At 63.2% G+C, this 19,576-nt stretch carries 20 protein-coding genes; 10 read left to right on the top strand and 10 right to left on the bottom strand.

The window, feature by feature from the left end:
* Positions 1 to 6 precede the first annotated feature (6 nt).
* The 5 genes from plsX to ACIGGE_RS10205 all read left to right on the top strand — a co-directional run bounded on the left by plsX (position 7) and on the right by ACIGGE_RS10205 (position 3,366).
* Positions 7 to 1,044 carry a phosphate acyltransferase PlsX gene (gene plsX / locus ACIGGE_RS10185; RefSeq protein ID WP_103024810.1) on the top strand — a complete coding sequence of 346 codons (1,038 nt, stop codon included), beginning with the start codon at positions 7 to 9 and terminating at the stop codon, positions 1,042 to 1,044.
* Complete coding sequence (locus tag ACIGGE_RS10190) at positions 1,041 to 2,006, top strand: beta-ketoacyl-ACP synthase III (RefSeq protein WP_103024809.1); 966 nt, start codon at positions 1,041 to 1,043, stop codon at positions 2,004 to 2,006. The genes plsX and ACIGGE_RS10190 overlap by 4 nt, the downstream gene beginning before the upstream one ends.
* A 129-nt stretch (positions 2,007 to 2,135) precedes the next feature.
* Positions 2,136 to 2,432, top strand: coding sequence for an integration host factor subunit alpha (locus tag ACIGGE_RS10195; RefSeq protein ID WP_103024935.1), 297 nt, complete (start codon positions 2,136 to 2,138; stop codon positions 2,430 to 2,432).
* A gap of 10 nt (positions 2,433 to 2,442) precedes the next feature.
* Positions 2,443 to 2,811, top strand: coding sequence for a MerR family transcriptional regulator (locus ACIGGE_RS10200; RefSeq protein ID WP_397490246.1), 369 nt, complete (start codon positions 2,443 to 2,445; stop codon positions 2,809 to 2,811).
* A gap of 321 nt (positions 2,812 to 3,132) precedes the next feature.
* The gene (locus ACIGGE_RS10205; protein ID WP_397490247.1) at positions 3,133 to 3,366 is read left to right on the top strand and encodes a hypothetical protein; all 234 of its coding nucleotides are present in this window, start codon (positions 3,133 to 3,135) and stop codon (positions 3,364 to 3,366) included.
* A 113-nt stretch (positions 3,367 to 3,479) separates the two neighbouring features.
* Here the strand turns inward: ACIGGE_RS10205 and ACIGGE_RS10210 are convergent, their stop codons facing one another.
* The 6 genes from ACIGGE_RS10210 to ACIGGE_RS10235 form a co-directional block, all read right to left on the bottom strand.
* Positions 3,480 to 3,767: a hypothetical protein gene (locus ACIGGE_RS10210; protein WP_397490248.1), complete on the bottom strand. Its 288-nt coding sequence runs from the start codon at positions 3,765 to 3,767 to the stop codon at positions 3,480 to 3,482.
* 129 nt (positions 3,768 to 3,896) lie between these two features.
* Complete coding sequence (locus ACIGGE_RS10215; protein WP_397490249.1) at positions 3,897 to 5,270, bottom strand: M24 family metallopeptidase; 1,374 nt, start codon at positions 5,268 to 5,270, stop codon at positions 3,897 to 3,899.
* Positions 5,271 to 5,303: 33 nt separating this feature from the next.
* Entirely contained in the window at positions 5,304 to 8,726 is a 3,423-nt protein-coding gene (locus tag ACIGGE_RS10220; protein ID WP_397490250.1) for an AAA family ATPase, read from the bottom strand.
* A 27-nt stretch (positions 8,727 to 8,753) separates the two neighbouring features.
* On the bottom strand, positions 8,754 to 9,494 hold the full coding sequence (locus ACIGGE_RS10225; RefSeq protein WP_103023098.1) for a thioredoxin domain-containing protein: 741 nt from the start codon (positions 9,492 to 9,494) through the stop codon (positions 8,754 to 8,756).
* Between the two features lie 110 nt (positions 9,495 to 9,604).
* Positions 9,605 to 10,309: a thioredoxin domain-containing protein gene (locus tag ACIGGE_RS10230; RefSeq protein ID WP_397490251.1), complete on the bottom strand. Its 705-nt coding sequence runs from the start codon at positions 10,307 to 10,309 to the stop codon at positions 9,605 to 9,607.
* Positions 10,306 to 10,836 (bottom strand): DUF721 domain-containing protein, encoded by a 531-nt coding sequence (locus ACIGGE_RS10235; RefSeq protein WP_375247011.1) that lies wholly within the window; start codon positions 10,834 to 10,836, stop codon positions 10,306 to 10,308. Before ACIGGE_RS10235 ends, ACIGGE_RS10230 begins: the two co-directional genes overlap by 4 nt.
* 29 nt (positions 10,837 to 10,865) lie before the next feature.
* Between ACIGGE_RS10235 and mutY the strand changes: the two genes are divergently transcribed.
* On the top strand, positions 10,866 to 11,888 hold the full coding sequence (gene mutY / locus ACIGGE_RS10240; RefSeq protein WP_397490252.1) for an A/G-specific adenine glycosylase: 1,023 nt from the start codon (positions 10,866 to 10,868) through the stop codon (positions 11,886 to 11,888).
* Here mutY and ACIGGE_RS10245 read toward each other — a convergent pair.
* Entirely contained in the window at positions 11,885 to 12,157 is a 273-nt protein-coding gene (locus ACIGGE_RS10245) for a hypothetical protein (RefSeq protein ID WP_397490253.1), read from the bottom strand. The two genes, mutY and ACIGGE_RS10245, sit on opposite strands and share 4 nt — an antisense overlap.
* Before the next feature lie 60 nt (positions 12,158 to 12,217).
* Between ACIGGE_RS10245 and ACIGGE_RS10250 the strand changes: the two genes are divergently transcribed.
* From ACIGGE_RS10250 to ACIGGE_RS10260, 3 genes are all read left to right on the top strand, one after another.
* Positions 12,218 to 13,528, top strand: coding sequence for a serine hydrolase (locus tag ACIGGE_RS10250; RefSeq protein WP_196848124.1), 1,311 nt, complete (start codon positions 12,218 to 12,220; stop codon positions 13,526 to 13,528).
* A gap of 78 nt (positions 13,529 to 13,606) precedes the next feature.
* Positions 13,607 to 14,389 (top strand): NAD(+) diphosphatase, encoded by a 783-nt coding sequence (gene nudC, locus ACIGGE_RS10255; RefSeq protein WP_353050643.1) that lies wholly within the window; start codon positions 13,607 to 13,609, stop codon positions 14,387 to 14,389.
* Positions 14,386 to 15,069 carry a DsbA family oxidoreductase gene (locus tag ACIGGE_RS10260; RefSeq protein ID WP_397490254.1) on the top strand — a complete coding sequence of 228 codons (684 nt, stop codon included), beginning with the start codon at positions 14,386 to 14,388 and terminating at the stop codon, positions 15,067 to 15,069. The genes nudC and ACIGGE_RS10260 overlap by 4 nt, the downstream gene beginning before the upstream one ends.
* Before the next feature lie 16 nt (positions 15,070 to 15,085).
* Here the strand turns inward: ACIGGE_RS10260 and ACIGGE_RS10265 are convergent, their stop codons facing one another.
* The 3 genes from ACIGGE_RS10265 to ACIGGE_RS10275 form a co-directional block, all read right to left on the bottom strand.
* Positions 15,086 to 15,331 carry a hypothetical protein gene (locus tag ACIGGE_RS10265; protein ID WP_196846486.1) on the bottom strand — a complete coding sequence of 82 codons (246 nt, stop codon included), beginning with the start codon at positions 15,329 to 15,331 and terminating at the stop codon, positions 15,086 to 15,088.
* Between the two features lie 62 nt (positions 15,332 to 15,393).
* Positions 15,394 to 17,163, bottom strand: a complete 1,770-nt coding sequence (locus ACIGGE_RS10270) for a methyl-accepting chemotaxis protein (RefSeq protein WP_397490255.1) — start codon at positions 17,161 to 17,163, stop codon at positions 15,394 to 15,396.
* A gap of 169 nt (positions 17,164 to 17,332) precedes the next feature.
* On the bottom strand, positions 17,333 to 17,722 hold the full coding sequence (locus ACIGGE_RS10275) for a DUF1489 family protein (RefSeq protein WP_103023108.1): 390 nt from the start codon (positions 17,720 to 17,722) through the stop codon (positions 17,333 to 17,335).
* A gap of 136 nt (positions 17,723 to 17,858) precedes the next feature.
* Between ACIGGE_RS10275 and ACIGGE_RS10280 the strand changes: the two genes are divergently transcribed.
* Positions 17,859 to 19,574 (top strand): serine hydrolase, encoded by a 1,716-nt coding sequence (locus ACIGGE_RS10280; protein WP_397490256.1) that lies wholly within the window; start codon positions 17,859 to 17,861, stop codon positions 19,572 to 19,574.
* The last annotated feature ends 2 nt before the right edge of the window (positions 19,575 to 19,576 follow it).

Consider the following 19,576-nt stretch of genomic DNA (forward strand, 5'->3'; position numbering starts at 1 on the left):
ATCCGCATGAGTCTGCCGCGTATCGCCGTTGATGCGATGGGCGGTGATGAAGGCGTGCGCGTCATGGTCGAAGGGGCTGCGCTTGCGCGGCGCCGCCATGACAAGTTCAAGTTCCTGCTGGTAGGTGACGAAACGCGGATCAAGGCCGCGCTCGAATCCCATCCCGGCATGGCTGGAGCCTCCGAGATCCTGCACAGCGACGACGTGGTCGGCGGCGACGAGCTGCCGAGCCGCGCCTTGCGCCGCGCAAAGACCACCAGCATGGGTCTGGCGGTCAATGCCGTGAAGCAGGGCGATGCCGGTGCTGCGGTCAGTGCCGGCAATACCGGCGCGCTGATGGCGATGAGCAAGCTTGCGCTGCGCACCATGCCCGGTCTTGATCGGCCGGCGCTTGCTGCGCTGCTCCCGACGCTTACCGATAATGATGTGGTCATGCTGGACCTTGGCGCCAATCGCGAATGCGATGCGCGCAATCTGGTCCAGTTCGCCATCATGGGGGCTGCCTATGCCCGCGTCGTTACGGGGCGTGAACGGCCGCGCACGCGCCTGCTCAATATCGGTACCGAAGAAACCAAGGGCACCGAAGATATCCAGGCCGCCGCCGAAGCGCTGCGCGCCGCGACCGGTCTTGCCATGGACTTCGAAGGCTATGTCGAAGCTGACAAGATCAATCGCGGCGAATGCGATGTGGTCGTGTGTGACGGTTTTTCTGGCAATATCGCCCTCAAGGCCATCGAAGGGGCGGCACGGTTCGTGACCGATCTGCTGCGCCAGGCATTCACTTCCAGCGTGCGTTCCAAGATCGGCTTCCTCGTTTCGCGCCCGGCCACCGAATTGCTGCGCCACCATCTCGATCCCAACAATCATAATGGCGCGGTCTTCCTCGGCCTCAACGGTGTGGTGGTGAAAAGCCACGGCAGCGCCAATGCCAAGGGCGTCGCCAACGCTGTCGAGGTCGCTGCCCGGCTGCTGGAGGACGACATTACCAACCGCATCAAACACGATCTTGCCGCAGTCGGTACAGAAGGATTGGCAGCCAAGTGATCCGCTCCGTAATCACGGGAACCGGCTCGGCGCTACCGGCCAATTGCGTCAGCAATGCCGATCTTGCCGAACGTGTGGACACCAGCGACGAATGGATCGTCGAGCGGACGGGTATCCGCCAACGCTATATCGCTGGTGAAGGCGAAACCACCTCCACTCTCGCTATCGACGCATCGCGCAAGGCGCTTGCTGCGGCAGGGGTCGATGCTGACGAAATCGGCCTGATCATTCTGGCCACGGCCACGCCCGACCATACCTTTCCCGCCACGGCCACACAGGTTCAGGCGGCGCTGGGTTGCGGCGGCGGTGTCGCCTTCGACGTGCAGGCCGTGTGTTCGGGCTTCCTCTATGCGCTGGCCACAGCCGATTCGCTCCTGCGGACCGGCATGGCAAAGAAGGCGCTGGTGATCGGGTCCGAAACTTTCAGCCGCATTCTCGACTGGGATGATCGCACGACCTGCGTACTCTTCGGCGATGGCGCGGGCGCAATCGTGCTCGAGGCGAAGGACGTGGCCGAAGACGGCCCGGGCATCCTCGCCAGCCGCCTCCATGCAGAAGGCGCGCATAAGGACATGCTCTATGTCGACGGCGGACCGTCCACCACGGGCACAGTCGGCAAGCTGCGCATGAAGGGCCGCGAAGTTTTCCGCCACGCCGTGGTCAATCTGGCCGACGTGCTGCGCGAAGTGCTCGAAGAAACCGGTATGAATGCCGCGGACATCGACTGGGTGGTGCCGCATCAGGCCAATGCCCGCATTCTCGATGCCACCGCGCGCAAACTCGATCTGCCATCCGAAAAGGTGGTCGTCACCGTCGATCGTCACGCCAACACCTCGGCCGCATCCGTGCCGCTGGCGCTCGACACGGCCGTGCAGGATGGCCGTATCAAACAGGGCGATCTCGTCATGTTCGAAGCGATGGGTGGCGGCTTCACATGGGGCGCATCGCTCGCACGTATGTAGGTGCGGCCAAAAATACGCCGAGCCGATTTGCCAGAACTGCGGCAAACCTCTATATTGCTTGGCGAAGTTTGAATTTGGGTCGCATTCTCGCTCAGGGTCGCATCTGGGGGGAAAGAAAGAATGAATATTATGCGTTCCGTAGGCACACTGACGCGGGCCGACCTCGCTGAAACCATCAACCGCAAGATGGGTCTCAGCCGCGCTGAATCGCTCGACATGGTCGAAGCGATCCTGGCCAAGATTTGCGATGCTCTGTCCGATGGCGAAAACGTGAAGATCTCCGGTTTCGGCAGCTTCGTTCTGCGCGACAAGTCGGAACGGGTCGGCCGCAATCCCAAGACCGGGGTCGAAGTGCCGATCACGCCGCGCCGCGTGATGACCTTCCGCGCCAGTCAGCTCCTGAAAGAGCGGATCGCGAACGGCTGAGGATATCCGCATGGCGAGTTTCGACGACGGTAAGGACAGCGGCGCTCTGCGCACCATCGGCGAAGTCGCCAAGGCCACCGGCATCAAACCGCATGTGCTGCGTTATTGGGAACAGCAGTTCCCCACGCTCAGGCCGCTCACCCGCAGCGGCGGGCGGCGCTATTACCGGCCCGAAGATATCGAACTGGTCGAACGCATCGAGCGCCTCGTCAATCGCGAAGGCTATACGCTGAAAGGCGCGAAAGCCGCCTTGCGCGGCGCGTCCGATCAGCAGGCGGCACCGCCGGAAGCGGCAACGCCGGAATCGCCGCCAGCCGCTGACCTGCTCCGCCAACTCGAAGCAATCCGCAACGATCTCAAGGCAGCCCTCGCGGCCTGAAACCGATTCCTCGCGACTCCGGCGCGAAGGGCGGCGATGCCGTAGTTGCCGCGCCGAGGTAAAGTCGGCCCGAATAGGCGGCATCGGGATCTTCTCCGATAACCGAAGATGGCTCGGGAATTGCAACGAGGACTGCCAAGAGCGGACAGTCAGGTAACGCCCCCATTGCGGACATCCCAATCATTGGTAACTTCTCGTTTCGGAGGAATTAGAATGATCCAAGCTGTTATCGCCTTGTTCGCATTCCTGACGCTGATAGGCATGTCTTTGCGAGCGAACCGAAAATTCGCGGGAGAGCGTCGACTACCAATGCAATGGTCCATGTCAGGAACAGTCAACTGGACTGCTCCACGGCTTTTGGCATTATCCTTTACGCCGATGCTGGCGGGACTTGTCCTGGTCGCCGCAACCGCCGCAACGATCATGACCGAACCTCGGCCAGGTCAGGAAGGAATGGCGGTCCCGGTCATACTGTTTCTGTCCGCAGCTTTCCTGGCCGTTCACAGCTTGCATCTGCGGCTGATCAGCAAACTGACAAATCCGACCGGCAGCTAACCACCCTAAATTCAGACCCCCTCGACTACATGCGGAGCGCTTCAATGGCGACCGTCCGATATTCTAGCAACCGCGGCAAATGCGGTCCGGCAGCTAACGACTCCAAAGCGGACTCAATCGTCTTTCTTTGCGGGGTCAGGTCCAAACATGGTCTCGTTGAACCACTCGCTGAGTCTGAGGCCGCCTTGCCAGAGAAAGCTGAAGGCGATTCCACAACCGAACATTGCAAGACCGATTTTTACATCGTTCCAACCGTAACCCCACCCAAACTCCAAGAAGGAGTCAGCGGCAGCAGCAATCGTGAATAGCCCAATGAATGCCAGCCAAATCGGAATAAAAATCCGACCATAGCCTCGGTTGAAGCGAGCCATTCTATGAGCGAACGAACCGAGCGGCATCATTTTAGCCTAGTATCGCGATTGGCAGTTTTCCACCCCAAAAGCGGCCAATAGCGACACTCCAAAATCCACCCAGCAGCGGCCCTCTGGCGCTCCACGTTTCCTCGCCAAAACCACTCCCTGCTCCTCGCATCACTCCGACGGGATCAGCGTGAGCTTCGTCTGCCTGCCATCCAGAAGCCGCACCTTTTCACCGTCGAACCAGGCGTCTTCCTCGGACCGGAAGTCCACCATTTGTCCGCCCCATTCGGGTACGGCGTTGTAACTGGTCAGTTCGATCGACCAGGCGGTGTCGGGGCGCAGGGCGTAATCGCCGCGGGGGTCGCCGTTCTGATTGTCCCAGAAACCGATGGGCGTTCCCGCGCCGTGTCCGTGATATCCGATTGGATGCGAATAGATCGACGGCATCAGTCCCTGCGCAATCGCCTTCGCGCGCGCGCGTGACAGGATCTCGTTTCCGCTCAGCCCGGTTTCGAACGATTCCAGCAGTGCATCCTGCACGCGGTTCGTCGCGGCAAGGCCGTCTGTCAGCCCTTGCGGGGCGGAGGTTTCGCCCGGTTTCAGCACATAGGCCAGATGCTGCGTATCGGTGTTCAGCCGCAGATAGGTAATGCCGAAGTCGGTCCACAGCAGATCGCCCGGCTGGATCACCGTGTCGCCGCGCAACATCCCTTCCGCGCCCTCGCGCTGGATGCCGACCGACGGGTGGAACCAGGGCGTCAGGCCCAGCGAAGCCAGCGTATCGCGATACCACCATTCGACATCCGCCGCGGTGGTCGAGCCGGGCGTGATGACTTCGCGGGAAAAGGCGCGCGCGATCAGCGCATGCGCAATGCGGACAATGCCGGGATAGATTTCCATCTCTTCCGGAATGCGGTGCTCGAGCCAGCGTGTCGCCAGCGTTTCGCCCGACACGATGCGGTCGCGGTAGGTCTGCGGCAACGCCGCGCTCATCAGCCGGTACTGGCTCAGCGTCATCCCGTCGCCAAAGGCGCTGAGGTCGGAGAAGTTGATCGCGATCTTCTGCGGGTCGCGCTTGGCCACGATATCCGCGACCGCCTGCCACTGGTCGGGTTGCGTACCCGGCTCCCATGCCGCTTCGAACAGATCGCCAAGCCCGTATCGGCTCACCGTCAGCCGCTCCACCGGCTGGCCTTCGCCCGGATCGTAAAAGACCAGGATGGTGCGGCGCCGCGCACTCATGCTTTGCCCGTCCAGCATGGTCGCGATGACGGGCTCCTCGAAATATTCGCGCGCCATCAGCACCCACATGTCGATGCCCTCTTCGCGCATGATCTGCGGCACCACCGTGTCGAGCCGTTTTGCCAGGATGCGGTCGATAACCTCGGCACGCTCCCGCATCGACAGCAGTTCCGGCATGTCCGGGGCGGCCTGTTCGCTATCGCTCATGGCGATCTGCGGCGGCGCGGCGTCCTGCGCATGGGATGGCGATGCGGCAAGGGCGGCGCACAGCAGGGCGGCCCTGATCGGGAAACGCAATAACATTGTCGGAAAAATTCTCCCCTCGGGCCGGCCAGCCTATTCCGCGGCCAGCAATTCTTCTGCTCCGCCAAGGTCCACGCTGACGAGACGGCTGACGCCTTTTTCGATCATGGTCACGCCGAACAGGCGGTGCATCCTGCTCATGGTCACGGCATTGTGCGTGACGATGAGGTAACGGGTCTGCGTTTCGCGCACCATCGCGTCCAGCAGGTCGCAGAACCGGTCGATATTGGCATCGTCCAGCGGCGCGTCGACTTCGTCCAGCACGCAGATCGGTGCCGGGTTCGTCAGGAACAGGCCGAAGATCAGCGCGGTGGCGGTCAGCGCCTGTTCGCCGCCCGAAAGCAGGGTTAGCGATTGCAGTTTCTTGCCCGGTGGCTGGGCAAAGATTTCCAGCCCGGCCTCCAGCGGATCGTCGCTGTCGATCAGTGCAAGGTGTGCCTCGCCCCCTTCGAACAGCCGGTTGAACAGGCGCTGGAAGTGGTCGTTGACCTGCTCGAACGCCGTGCGCAGCCGCTCGCGCCCTTCGCGGTTGAGATTGCCGATCGATCCGCGCAACCGGCTGACCGCCTCGCGCAATTCCTCCTGATCGGCGGCATTGGTGCCATGCTCGCTCTCGATCCGCTCCAGCTCGTCCGCGGCGACGAGATTCACCGGGCCGATGCGCTCGCGGCTGGCGGTCAGGCGGTCCATCTCCTCGCTCTCGGCCTCGGCGGACCGGATGGCGTCCTCGTCGAATTCGAAGCGCTGGGGCAGCAGCGGCGGCGGGCACTGGAACCGCTCGCCCGAGATGCGTGTCATCTCGATCCGGCGGCTGTCCTGACTTTCGGCCCGGGCGGCAAGGCCGGCGCGGTTTTCGCGCGCTTCGGCCAGTGCCTCGTTTGCGGCGGCAAAGGCGCGGTCGGCGTCCTGTGCGGCGCTCCCTGCCTCGGCCACCGCCTGTTCGGCTGCGGCAAGTTCGCGGGTCAGCCGGTCGCGGACCTGATCGCCCTGTTCGATCTCGCGTATCAGCCCTTCCGGCTTGGCGGCGACGATCGCGCGTTCTTCCTCGATTTCCTCCGCCCGGATTTCCATCTCGGACAGGCGCCGTGCGGCATCGCCGCTGCGGGCCTGCCAGTTAGCCATGTCGCTGCGCTGGGCCGATGCCCGCTCGCGCGCCACGGCCAGCGCCTGGTCGTGGGCGGCCAGTTCCGCTGCGCGGGCCTGCAGGTTCGACCGGGACCCTTCGTTCCTCGCGCGTGCGGCTTCCAGCGATGCGCGACCGGCTGCGGGATCGGGCAGGGCATCGCGCTTGGCCTCGGCAGATGCGAGATCGGCCTTGGCCGAGGCGATCACTTCGCCATGCTCGGCCTCGCTGCGGTCGAGCTCCTCCAGCCGCGCCGCCAGTCTCTCGCGCGCGGCTTCGGCCTGATCCAGTGCGCGCAGCGCCTGACGCTCCGCATCGGCGGCGCCGGCCAGTTCGCGTTCCGCCGCGATCAGATCCCGCTGAACGTTCACCAGCTGTTCGGCGGCCCGATCAAGCGTATGATTGGCATGCGTTGCAGCGTCTTGCAGGGCAGGCAGGCGCTGGTCGAGCTCGGCAAACCGGTTCTCCGCTTCCAGCCGTGCGGCCTCCGCAGAACCTTCGCCGCGCACCACCAGACCGTCCCAGCGGCGCAATTGCCCCGCCATCGTCACAAGCGCATGACCCGGCTCCAGCGCCCGGCCATCGTCGTCTTGCGCGACATGCACAAGGGCCAGCAAAGCGCGCAATTCCGCGGGACAGCTCTCGACATGGGCCGACAGGCTGTCCTCCACGGGCGAGGGCGCATCGGCCCCGGTCCAGTACCGCCCCTCCGCATCGCCCTCCGGCACGCCCAGCAGCGCCTTGCCATCGCGGCCCAGCGCCGCGGCGACGGCCCGCTCGTATCCCTTGGCGGCCCGCACGCCGTCGATCGCCTGCTGGCGACCGCTGCGCTTGGACATCGCCCGCTCGCGCGCCTCCCGGTCGCGCTTCAGCGCTTCCCACTCGCGCTGCACGCCGGACAGTTCGGCCCTGGCTTCGGCGAGGTGCGACGATGCCTCGTCGCGCTCCGCCTGTAGCTCCGCCTTGCGCGCCTGGAGGTCGTCCAGCCTTGCTCGAAAGCTAGCCAGCGAGGCTGCGGCCTCCTCGGCTGCGGCTTTGGCAGCATCGACATCGGCATCCGGATCTTCACCGGCCAGCGCGGCGCGCTGCTGCGCCATGCGGCGTGCTTCCGCTTCGGCCCGGTCGAGGCGCGCTTTCGCCTGGGCGATCTCGGCTTCGGCCACGCGCCACTCCGCCTCGACCCCGGCGTTGTCCGCTGTCGCCTTGGCCAGCGCCAGTTCGGCTGTGCGGCTGTCCCGCTCGGCCTGCTCCTGCGCGCGCTCGAGGGCAGGGCGGCGTTCCTCGTCCGTGGAGAGAGCCTTCTCGCTCTCGGCCAGATCGCGCTCCAACTTCGAAAGCGCCTCGGCGGCATCCCGCGTCAATCGGTCTGCATCGCCCTTGTCGGCTTCGAGCCGCGCCTTCTGCCGGTCGAGATCGGCGAGCCGCTGCTCGGCCGCTTCGAGCTGTGTGCTCAGCGCCGCCATGCGGTGCCCATGCGCGCTCGCATCGTCCCGGCGGTCCGCCTGTTCCTCGCGCGCTTCCGCCAGCGCTTCGGCGGCCGTCCGCTGCGCCTTTTGCGCCTCGTCCGCAGCCTTCTGCGTTTCGCTTACCCTCGCTTCGGCAGCCGCCGCCGCTTTCTTGGCTTCTTCCGCCGCCGCTGCCGCGTCGCGCCAGCGGGCGAAGACCAGCCGCGCTTCGGCGGTCTTTATCTCGTCGGACAGCTTGCGATAGCGTTCCGCCTGCTTGGCCTGCCGCCGCAGCGAGGCGATCTGGCTGTCGAGCCCGGCCATGATGTCTTCGAGCCGTTCGAGGTTCGTTTCGGTTTGCCGCAGTTTGCTTTCGGCATCGCGCCGCCGCACGTGGAGGCCCGCGATGCCCGCGGCTTCTTCGAGCATCTGGCGCCGTTCGGTGGGCTTTGCGGCGATGACCTGCGCGATCTTGCCTTGGCTGACGAGGGCAGGGCTGTGCGCGCCGGTGGCCGCATCCGCGAAGATCAGCGCCACGTCCTTCGCGCGCACGTCGCGCCCGTTCAGGCGATAGGCGCTGCCGGCGCCGCGTTCGATTCGCCGGACGACTTCCATCTCGTCGCCGTCATCGTCCGCGCCGTTAAGAACGACTTCGGCAAAATCACGCTGCGGCCTGCTTTGTGTGCCGGCGAAGATGACGTCTTCCATTCCGCCCGACCGCATGGATTTGGGCGAGTTTTCGCCCATCACCCAGCGGATCGCCTCGAGCAGGTTGGATTTACCGCAACCGTTGGGGCCGACGACACCCGTCAGCCCCGGTTCGATATGCAAGGTGGAAGGCTCGACGAAGCTCTTGAAGCCACTCAGCTTGAGCTTCGAGATCTCCATTCCTGTCCCGGCCCCCCGTTGCCAGCTTTACCTGGCGCCGGCGCGCTGCAGTATCGGTTCAAGCCCGGCCCAGGTGTTGGCATCGACATCGCGGCCGTTCAGCTTGAAGGTCGGGGTGCCGGTAATGTCGAATTCGCTGCCGTAGCGCTGGGTGAAGTTAGCCTGTTCTTCCAGCTTGGCGGTATCGGCCAGGCACTGACGTCCCTGATCTTCGCTGATCCCGCGTGCGGCGAAGAAATCGAGATAGCCCATCTGTTCGGCGGCCACCACGAAGCGTTCCTGCATCGGGCGCTGCATCGCTGCTTCGAAAGCGGCCTGATTGGTCTGGATCGGCTGCATGATAGTTTCGTAATTCATCCAGACCTGGTCCGATAGCGGCAGGACCGCTTCTACGGGGCCGCATTGGGTCAGCCGGCCGAGCAGCAGGTCGAGCGGGCCATGGATGGCGTATTGGCGCAGTTCGAAGCTGACGACGCCGCTGTCGATATATTCCATCAAGGGCTCGCTGCCTTCCACCGCGAACCGTGCGCAGGTCGGGCAGGTGAGCGAGCCGTATTCCATCAATTTGAGCGGCGCGTCGGGATTACCGACGAGTACGCCGCCATCGTCGGTCATGACTGCCGTGCTGCGCCATTCGGTACCGGCCGGTGCGGGGATGGCGGCAATGGCTTCGCCCTGGATCTCACCGGTTTCCTCTGCACCCGATCCGCAGGCGGCCAGCGCCAGGGCAAGCGGAGCGGCAAGGGCGAAACGCAAGGTCTTGGTCATGAAAATCCTCGTATCTATGCTGGGGAGGCTATGCCGGGGGATGTCCCCAAGGAAAGTCGCTATTGTGCGTATCCACAGGGCTTTCCCCCGAAAAAGGGGTTAACTGGTCTTCAGATTGCGTCCTTGAGACGTTTTTCGAGCGAAGGCCAGTCATGCGCTTCGAGCAGCTTGCCATCGAGTACGAAGCTCGGCGTGCCCGTGAGCTGGTACTTCGCAACATCGGCTGCCGAAGTATCGGCCAGAGCCTTCGCTTTCGCTTCATCGGACAGGCACCGGTCGAGATCGGCCCGGCGGTAGCCACGGGTTTCCATTATCTCGTAGAAATCGAGGTCGCTCGCGATCGCCTGGAACCGCGCCGAATTCGTGCCGAACTGCCAGCGTGAACGCTGCGCCTGTGTCGCATTGCGCGCCTTGTCCATCCATTCGTCAAAACGATACATGATCGCTTCGTGATTCCCGCCGAACTTCTTTTCATCGCCGCAGTGGGTCAGTAACGCGGCGGTCAGATCGACGGGGTCGCGGATCAAGTGGCGGACTTCATAGCTGATCTTGCCGGTGGGAACGTAGGACAGCTTGATTGCCGCATCGCCCTTGCGCGCGAATTCCGCGCAGTGAGAGCAGGTGTAGCTCATGAATTCGATCAGCTTCTTTTCGGCTTCCGGGTTGCCGAAAAGATGCCCGCCATCGAATGCCTGCAGCATGCCGGCCCAGTTGCCGCCGGGCTTCATCAAGCGTTCCTGCGCATTTGCGCCAAGAGCCAGCGTGCTCGCACCGACCAGCGCGAGCGCTGCCATGGCCAACGATTTGATTTTCACTTTATGTCATCCCCGTCTTCTCGAGACCCGATGCTGCGCGCCAGCGATTCCAGCACCGTACGCAGTTCCGGGTCTCCGATATCGCGCAGACTGTCACCCAATTCCATCGGAATCGGTTTGAGCGAAGGCGGCGCTTTCTGCGCCTCTCTTCCCGGTGGTGGCTTAACCTCGCCTTGCCGCAGCTTGATCCGGGCGACGGCACGATATCCGAAGAACCGGTTCACCCGTTCGATTATTTCCGGAATGACCTGCTGGACCAGCGGCGCATGTGCAGGTTTGACCACCAGATGCATGATGCCTTCGGATTTCTCGCCCGGCGGGAAACGGATCATTTCGGGTGTGCATGTCCGGGCGTGTATTTCGCCCACGATTTCAGGCCAGCGGCTGACGACCGAGCTCTGGACGAAGCCGTAACGGCGAAACGCGCTGCGTCCGATCTGCGGCATGAGGTCGCTGATAGGCTTGGCCACCCCGCCGCGTGGACGCCGGTAGTGTTTCGCCTCGGATTTCGTCTTGTCGCTTCCCATGTCGCCTGGCTCCATGCCATAGGCGGGCGGTGGCCGCCACTGTCTCTGACAATTTGCTCGACTGGTATGACGCGCATGCCCGCGAACTGCCGTGGCGCGCGCAGCCGGGAACGCCTCCGCCGGAACCGTACCGCGTCTGGCTGTCGGAAGTCATGCTCCAGCAGACCACTGTCGCCGCGGTGAAACCCTATTTCGAAGCGTTTCTCGCGCGCTGGCCCAATGTGGAGGCGCTTGCGGCAGCGCCAGAGGAAGACGTCATGGCGGCGTGGGCGGGGCTGGGCTATTACTCGCGGGCGCGAAATCTCGTGAAATGCGCGCGGGTCGTGGCCGAACTGGGGCACTTTCCCGAGACGGAAAACGACCTTCGCAGATTGCCGGGCCTCGGGGCCTATACCGCTGCGGCAATCGCAGCGATCGCATTTGAAAAACGTGCCGTGGTGGTCGATGCCAATGTCGAGCGCGTCGTCGCGCGACTGTTCGCTATCGAGGAACCGCTGCCGGCCGCCCGCAAGGCCATTCGCACAGCAGCCGATGCCATCACACCCGATATGCGTGCCGGCGACTTTGCGCAGGCCATGATGGACCTGGGCGCGACGATCTGCACCGCGCGCGATCCCAGATGCCTCCTGTGCCCCTTGTCGAACGCCTGCAAGGCAAGGGCCGAGGGCGATCCGGGACGATTGCCGGTCAAGGCCCCGAAGAAGGCAAAACCGGTGCGACAGGGGCAGGCCTACTGGATGGAAAACGATGGGGCCGTGTGGCTTGTCAGGCGTCCCGGCACCGGCATTCTCGGCGGAATGCGCGCCTTGCCTGACGATGGCTGGAACGCCCGCTCCAGCGGTTCGATGCAAACGCCATCACCGAGAATATGGGAGAGCGCCGGCGTCGTGCGCCACACTTTCACCCATTTCTCGCTCGAGCTGACGGTCCTCACCAGCCTCGCGGCGAGCCAGCCTGAAGGCCAGGGCGAATGGTGGCCGATCAACAGCCTCGACGAAGCAGGTCTGCCGACCTTGTTTGCCAAGGCTGCCCGGTTGGCGCAGTCGGGTTAGATAAGCCCGCCGCCAAGCGACAGCCGGATCGCCGCAATCAGCAGGACGATGAGGCAGAAATTCCGTCCCCCGTTGCTCGACGAAAACTGGCCAAGCACCACGCCGATCACGATCAGCGGCAGTGCGAACCAGTTGGCCCAGCCGAGAAGAGGAATAGTCGCCGGAATGACGACGACGAGGGACACGAGTCCGAACAGGATTGAGAGAAGGTTCAGCATGTGTTCGGTATGGGTAAAGCACCGGGGCAATGCAACAGTTTCAATTCGCAATTGACGGCCCTGCGCCGCTCACGCACAAACCTTCGCAAACAGAGTATCGGAGAGAGACGAATGGCCTATCGCGAGTTCGACACCCCCAGCATGTCCCGCCGCGCGCTGCTGCGCGGGGGCGCCTGGCTTACCGCAGGGGCGGCGCTGGCGGGTGCTCCGATGGGCCGCATGGCTTTTGCTCGCGAAGCTGCTGCGGACTGGAAGAACGTCAGCGCGATGGTCCAGAAATACGTGACCGAACGCAAGGTGGCGAACATGGTCGCGACACTTGGATGGGGCGACAAGGAGCCTCTCTATATCGCTCGCGGCACATTGGCATTGGGCGGAACGGTCAAGGCCGATGCCGACAGTCTCTATCGGATCTATTCCATGACCAAGCCGATCACCGGCATGGCAGCGATGATCCTCATTGACGAAGGCAAACTTGGGCTCGATCAGCCGATCGCGGAACTGCTCCCGGCTTATTCCAACATGATGGTGCAGAAGACCTATGACGGCTCCATCACCGACGTGGTCCCGGCGGAACGCCCGATCACGGTGCGCCAGCTGCTTACCCACACTGCAGGCCTTGGTTACAACATCGTGCAGAAAGGCCCGATCGCGGCGGCCTATACCGAACAGGGCCTGATCCCGGGTCAGGTCAGCCGTCTTCCGCTTCCCGGCCTCGGTCGCGCGACGGCAGTAAAGGGACTGGATGTCTTCGCGGACCGGCTGGCCAAGATGCCGCTGGTGCTGCAGCCGGGTTCGAAATGGAGCTATTCTGTCGGGCTCGATCTGATGGGCCGCGTCATCGAAGTGGCATCGGGCATGAAGTTCGATGAATTCCTGCGCACGCGGATCTTCGAACCCACCGGCATGACCAGTACCTGGTTCACCGTGCCGGAAAGCGAAATCGGCCGTCTGACGACGAATTATGGGATCATGAACGGCTCGCCGCTGCCGATGGACCCGGCGCGGGCGTCGATCTTCCTCGACAAACCGCCATTCCCGTTCGGTGGCGCCGGGCTGGTGTCGAGCCCGCGCGATTATGATCGTTTCCTTGAAATGCTGCTGGGATACGGCGTCATCGACGGACGGCGCGTCATGAGCGAAAAGGCCGTGAAGCTTGGCACCTCGGACCTTCTTCCGGAAACCGCCACGACCAAGGGTACGTGGATCGAAGGCCAGGGCTTCGGCGCGGGCGGGCGCGTAAGCGACGGCGCCTACGGCTGGGGCGGGGCTGCCGGTACGGTCGCCCTGGTAAGCTACAAGGTCGGCCTGCGCGCCAATCTGATGACGCAGTACATGCCGTCCGAAGCCTACCCGGTCCACGACGCTTTTCCAAAGGCGGTGCTGGAAGACCTTGCCGTCATGCAGGGAGCGAAGAGCTAACCCGTGCTCTCCTTCACTGGCTCGCGCCTCGACCGCGCCGACCATGTCCGCGCCGATCCGGAACGGCTTAGCGGCTATATGAACTGGAAAGCGCGGTTGCTGGCGCTGGACGGGTTGATGCCGTCACTGGACGATCACGGGCGGCTGGCATTCGGCACATTGGCCGATGCGCCCGAGAATGCGGAGCTGTGCTTTCTGGGACTCGATGACGGCAAGGCCTGTTTCGCTGCGGTTCCGCCGCGCGGAGACGCCGCTCCGCGCATGGCTAACCCACAACTATGGTCGTTGATGGCGACACTGCAGCCCGACGATCTCGCGCTATATGGCGGTGCTCGCAGCCTGATCGACTGGCATGCGCGCCATCGTTTCTGTGCTGCCTGTGGCGGTGAGACGGTACTGGCCAAGGGTGGTTGGCAGCGCGACTGCACGCAATGCGGTGCCAGCCATTTCCCGCGCACCGACCCCGTCACGATTATGCTGGTCGAACACGAAGGACGGCTGATGCTGGGCCGCGGTCTCGGCTGGCCCGAGGGCCGCTTTTCGGCACTCGCCGGTTTTGTCGAGCCGGGTGAGAGCATTGAAGAGGCTGTCGCGCGGGAGGTGCTGGAAGAATCGGGCGTGCAAGTGCGCGATGTAACCTATGTCGCCAGTCAGCCCTGGCCGTTTCCGAGCCAGTTGATGATCGGCTGCCACAGCCATGCCGATAGCGAGGAACTTACCATCGACGAAACCGAGATGGCCGAAATCGACTGGTACACGCGTGAGGAGGTTGAGGCGGCACTGGCGGGCAACGGCCGCTTCGTTGCCCCTCCGCCGCATGCTATAGCGCATCACCTGATGCAATGGTGGATAGATCGATGAGCAGCCCGCGAACCTTGCGGATCGATATATGGTCCGACGTGATGTGCCCGTGGTGTCTGGTCGGCTGGGGATCCCTGCAGAAGGGGCTGGAACTGCTCGACGGCGAGATCGAGGCGGATGTGCGCTGGCACGCCTTTGAACTCAATCCCGACATGCCGGCCGAAGGGGAAGAAAGCGCCGCGCATATCGCGCGTAAATATGGCTCCACCCCCGAACAGTCCAAGGCGGTACAGGGCCGGATGCGCGAAGCGGCCCAAGGCGCTGGCGTGTCGCTGGATTATGAAGGTCCCGATCCCGAGCCGCAGCGCTGGATGTGGAACACTTTCGATGCGCACAAGCTGCTGACATGGGCCGGTGAGCAGTTCGGACCCGAAAAGCAGACCGAACTCAAACTTGCTCTGTTCAAGGCGCATTTCAACGAGCGTCGCCGCATTGCGGATCATCAGGTCCTGATGGCTATCGCCGAAAGCATGGGTCTCGACCGTTCCGAAGCGCAAGCTGCGCTAAAGAGCGAAGAACTCGCCCACAAGGTTCGCGCGGAAGAGAGCGCTGCCTGGGACCTGAACATCACCGGAGTTCCGGCGATGATCGTAGAAAACAAGTTCATGATCCCCGGCGCTCAGCCACCCGAAGCCTACGCGGATGCACTGCGACGGGTGGCGGCGAAGATTCCGGCCTGATCGCTGCTGCGCCGATCTAGCTGCTGCGCGAATCCTGCATGGCGGAAAGCGTCTTTTCGCCTTTCCGAGCATCCTGATCGGGATTGTCCGAGCCTGTTTCCGGCTCGCGGTTGGCGGGGTCGGTAGCGCTGTTTTCTTCGCCGCGCTTGCCCACACGGCGGTTGACTTCACCGCCAGCGGAACCCTGCTGCGATGGCGTGTCGCCTTCGGTGATTTCCTCGATGAATTCGTTGTCGGGGTGACGCGATTGGCGTTCGGGCATTGGTACATTCTCCTTTGCCGTTTCAATGGGCGAGGGAGGGGGCCTGTTCCGAGATTCTGGCCTTATGCTGCGCGCACTGATTCCACGAACTCCCGCGAGCGGGCATCGAGATCGTGGGCCGTCAGGTCTAATGTATCGGCAGAAGCGAGTACCTGCTCACAAGCTTTGCCCGTATTGCGGGCCATCTGTGCTATCTGCGCGATGCTGCTGCCGATATTGTCGACGCCATTGGCCGCAAGGTCGAGGTTTCGCGCGAGTTCGCGGCTCGAAACCGACTGTTCGTCAACAGCTTGCGCGATGGCGGTCGCCGTCAGTTCGACCTCACGAATGCGCTCACCGATTTGCGCCAGGGCATCGACGCTCTCCCGGCTCGTTGCCTGCATGCCGATTATACGGGCGGCCACCTCGCCGGTTGCATCGCGGGTCTGCCGGGCCAAGTCCTTCACTTCGGAGGCGACGACCGCAAAGCCGCGCCCGGCTTCGCCACCGCGCGCTGCCTCTATCGAAGCGTTGAGAGCGAGGAGATTGGTCCTGTCGGCAATCGCTCCGATCAGATCGACCACATCGCCAATTTCTTCAGCCACGTAAGCCAGCTCAGCCATCTTGGTGTCGGCCAGTTCGGTCGACTGCCGCGCGTCCTGCACCACGCTGGCCGAATTGCCCGCCTGCTTGCCGATTTCCGCTATAGAGAGGGCAAATTGGTCGCTGGCCGCGGCCGCCGCGGTAACGCCGATCTGCGTTTCTGCCATGTCGCGCGAAACCTGCTCCACGAAACCGATCGTCTGGGTTGCAGCTCCGGCCATGTCGGCCGACGTTGACTGAAGCTCCCGCGAAGCCTGCGCAACGCTTACGGCTACTTCACCGACACCGCCGCGGAAATTATCGACCAGCCGGCGGAGGACCGCATTCTGCTCTTCGCGTGCCTTTCGCTGAAGGTCCGCAAGCGCATCGGCGCTTTCGCGGAATACTACCAGCGCTCTAGCCATTTCGCCGATCTCGTCCTCTCGGCCGGTGCCCGGTATGGCGATGGACCGGTCGCCTCCGGCCAGGCTCGTCATCGCGCCCGTGATCTCGCCCAGTGAATCCGAAACCTGTTCCGAAAGTGTCTTGGCGCCGAGGTGAACCAGCGCGATACACCCCGCGATCAGCGTCAGGGCGATGATCATGGTCCAGGTCTTCAGCGTTTCGAGTGACTGCTGGGCGGTATCCGACTGCGCGATCAGGGTGGCTTCGATGTCGGCGGACTGCTGCGCCAGCTGATCTCCGCTTATGTCGATCGCGTTCGCCAATGCGTCGCCAGTGGCGGAAGGACCGTGTGCATCGATAGACGATTGCAGGGCGCGCAGTTCCGGACGGAAGCCTTCGACCTGCGTGACCAGCCATTCCATCTGCTCGCGCGAAGCGGCATCTCCACCCTTCAGCGCGATTGTCGCCTCGACCTCGGCGTGTGCCTGCTCGAGCGTCGTGAAAGCCGATCTGATGACCTCGGCATCGCCACTCGCGGCGAAGCGCGAAGCGAAATAGCGGCTTTCTGCGATCGACGTCGCGAGCTGCGCAGCGGCCATAGCGCGAGATGCGCTGGCGCCTGCCTGATCGGAACGGGCGGTGAGGGCGGCCTGTGCGCCGCCAAGGATAACACCCAGCAGAACCAGGATCGCCGTGAAGGAAATCGTGTACACGCGGACCTTGTCCGCAATGCTGGTGCGCACGAAGCCATAGCGATGGAGGATGCCATTCCGACCTGCAGCCTGGCTTGTCGCAGCCCGTTCACCCCATAATCGCGGGTGGCCCTTGCTAGCGAAACTATCGGCAAAATTCGGCTGGTCGGTCATGGGAGTGCTGCGCTGTTGAAGTCAGGTGCGCCCTAGGTCAGCGCCCTTACCACGACGTAAATATAAGAAGGAAAATGCCCGCAAAAACAGATGCTTATTACTGAAAGCTTCCGGTCGTCCGACGGTCACAATCGTTGTAAAGCAAGGGCTTGTGCCGTGTTCCACCAAATCAGATCAGTCCCAGGCGCTCCAGCTTGCCTGCCAGTTTCCCCGGGAGCGCATCACCAATGTCCTCGCCTTCGGCCAGATCGCGCGGCACGTCTCCCTTGAGATAACGCCAGCCCTGATGCGCGCGCTTCGGGCGGGGATGCACGCGGACGAGTTCGGGCTTGAGGTCGATCGACCAGCGCCCGTCAGCCGTCTCGGAAAATCCGATGATTTCACTGCGTGCCACGATGCTGTGCTGATGGATCCAGTAAAGCGATCCGCCGATGCACTCTTCCCACTTCGTCGGGCGATAACGCGTGGTCAGGTTAGGGCTACGCCGCTGCGCATACCAGCTTTCGATATCGCCATAGCTTTGCGCCCCGAAAGCGATTTTGGTCAGATTGAGCGGCATGGGGACCAGATGGGATGATGGGGCGCCGCACTCAAGTGCATTTTGCCGATAGTCCCAAAAGCATCGCGACATTGATCTGATTGGCATCAGGCGTAAGAATGCCCGGGCAATTTCGCCTGGGGAGCGTGCTTTGAACATGAGAAGCCACATCGGAAATGCCGGTATCGTCGCAGCGCTTGTCGCCGCAGCGCCGGCAGTAGCGCAGCAGGCGGACGGCTATTGGCGCGGCAGTCTCGACCTCAACGGCACCAGTCTGACGATCGGCGTCGCTCTCGAGCGAGCGGCGGACGGGGCCATTGTGGGAACGCTCGACAGTCCGGATCAGAAAGCCTTCGACATTCCGCTTTCGGAAGTGGCGGCTGATGCCGACACTCTATCCTTCTCCGTACCCGGCATAGGGGCAGCCTATTCGGGCACGTGGGATGCCGAGGCCGAAGCCTGGCAAGGCGTGTTCAGCCAGGCAGGAATGCAGTTTCCGTTGACCCTGAGCGCCGCCCAGCCCCCCGAACGGACCGCCGAGGTCAAACAGCCATCCCTTCCGGATGATTGGGAAATTCCCGGTGATGACGCCATCCGGACAGCCATAACCGATCGGCTTGCCGGCAGACCCGGCGCCGAAATGATCGTCGGTACGGTGGAAGCGGCGAACGCGCGCACGATTTCCAGCGACGAGGCGAGCGTGAATGCGCGAACCTTGTTCGAGATCGGCTCGATGACGAAGGTTTTCACCGGGCTTCTGCTGGCCGACATGGTGCTCGATGGGACGGTTTCCCTCGATGATCCGGTCGAGAGTTACCTTCCCGAAGGCGCCACAATGCCCCGGCGTGACGGCAGGCAGATCACTCTGCGAAATCTGTCGCAGCAGGATTCGGGTTTGCCGCGCTTGCCCGACAATCTCAGCCCGTCCGATGTCACGGATCCCTATGCGGATTATACCGAAGCGGACCTGCTCGGTTTTCTCGCCGCCTACGAATTGCCCAGAGAAATCGGCAGCCAGTATGGCTATTCGAACCTCGGCGTCGGCTTGCTCGGTTATGTTCTGGCCCGCGCGGCGAAAAGCGATTTCGAAACCCTGCTGCGAACCCGCATCCTTGATCCTCTGGGAATGGAAGATACCGCCATTACGCTCACGCCCGATCAGCAGGCTAGGTTTATCGGCGGGTTCGACGAATATATGCGGCCCACCAGTGCCTGGAATCTGGCGGTTCTCGCCGGGGCTGGTGGGTTGCGCTCGACGGCGCACGACATGGATATCTTTCTCAAGCGAGCTCTCGACCCGGAATCTCCCATCGCTCCGGCCATGAAACTGACGCTGGGCGAGACGAGGCAGTGGCCGGGGTTCAAAGCCGGTCTTGGCTGGATGATCACAATGGCCCCAGCGGGCGAAGTGATCGGGCACGGCGGCGGGACGGGTGGTTTCCGCTCCTACATGGGTCTGCAGCCTGCCACCGGTCGCGGGGTCGTGGCCCTGACCAATTCCGCCGCCGAACCGTCCGCGCAGGATATCGCACTTCACGTCCTGATCGGTGCGCCGATCGCGGAGGCGAAAGCCGTTCCAGAAGCGCCTACGGGCGTGGACCGTACGGAAGTGGAACTGTCGCAGCAACAACTGGACCGGGTTACCGGCACCTATCGGTTCAACCCCGATCTGGCCCTCGTCGTCACGCGGAAGGGCGATCAGCTTATGGCTGCGATCACGGGGCAGGGCGCATTGCCGATCTTCCCGCGTTCGGAAGCGGAATTCTTCTGGCGAGCCGTCAACGCCGAGATCGTGTTTGCAGAGGAGAATGGGATCGTCACGGGCGCAACCTTCACCCAGGACGGGGCCAGTTCGCCGCTCGTGAAAGAATAATG

This window comes from Qipengyuania sp. NPDC077410 (assembly GCF_044543405.1).
Taxonomy (GTDB): domain Bacteria; phylum Pseudomonadota; class Alphaproteobacteria; order Sphingomonadales; family Sphingomonadaceae; genus Qipengyuania; species Qipengyuania pacifica.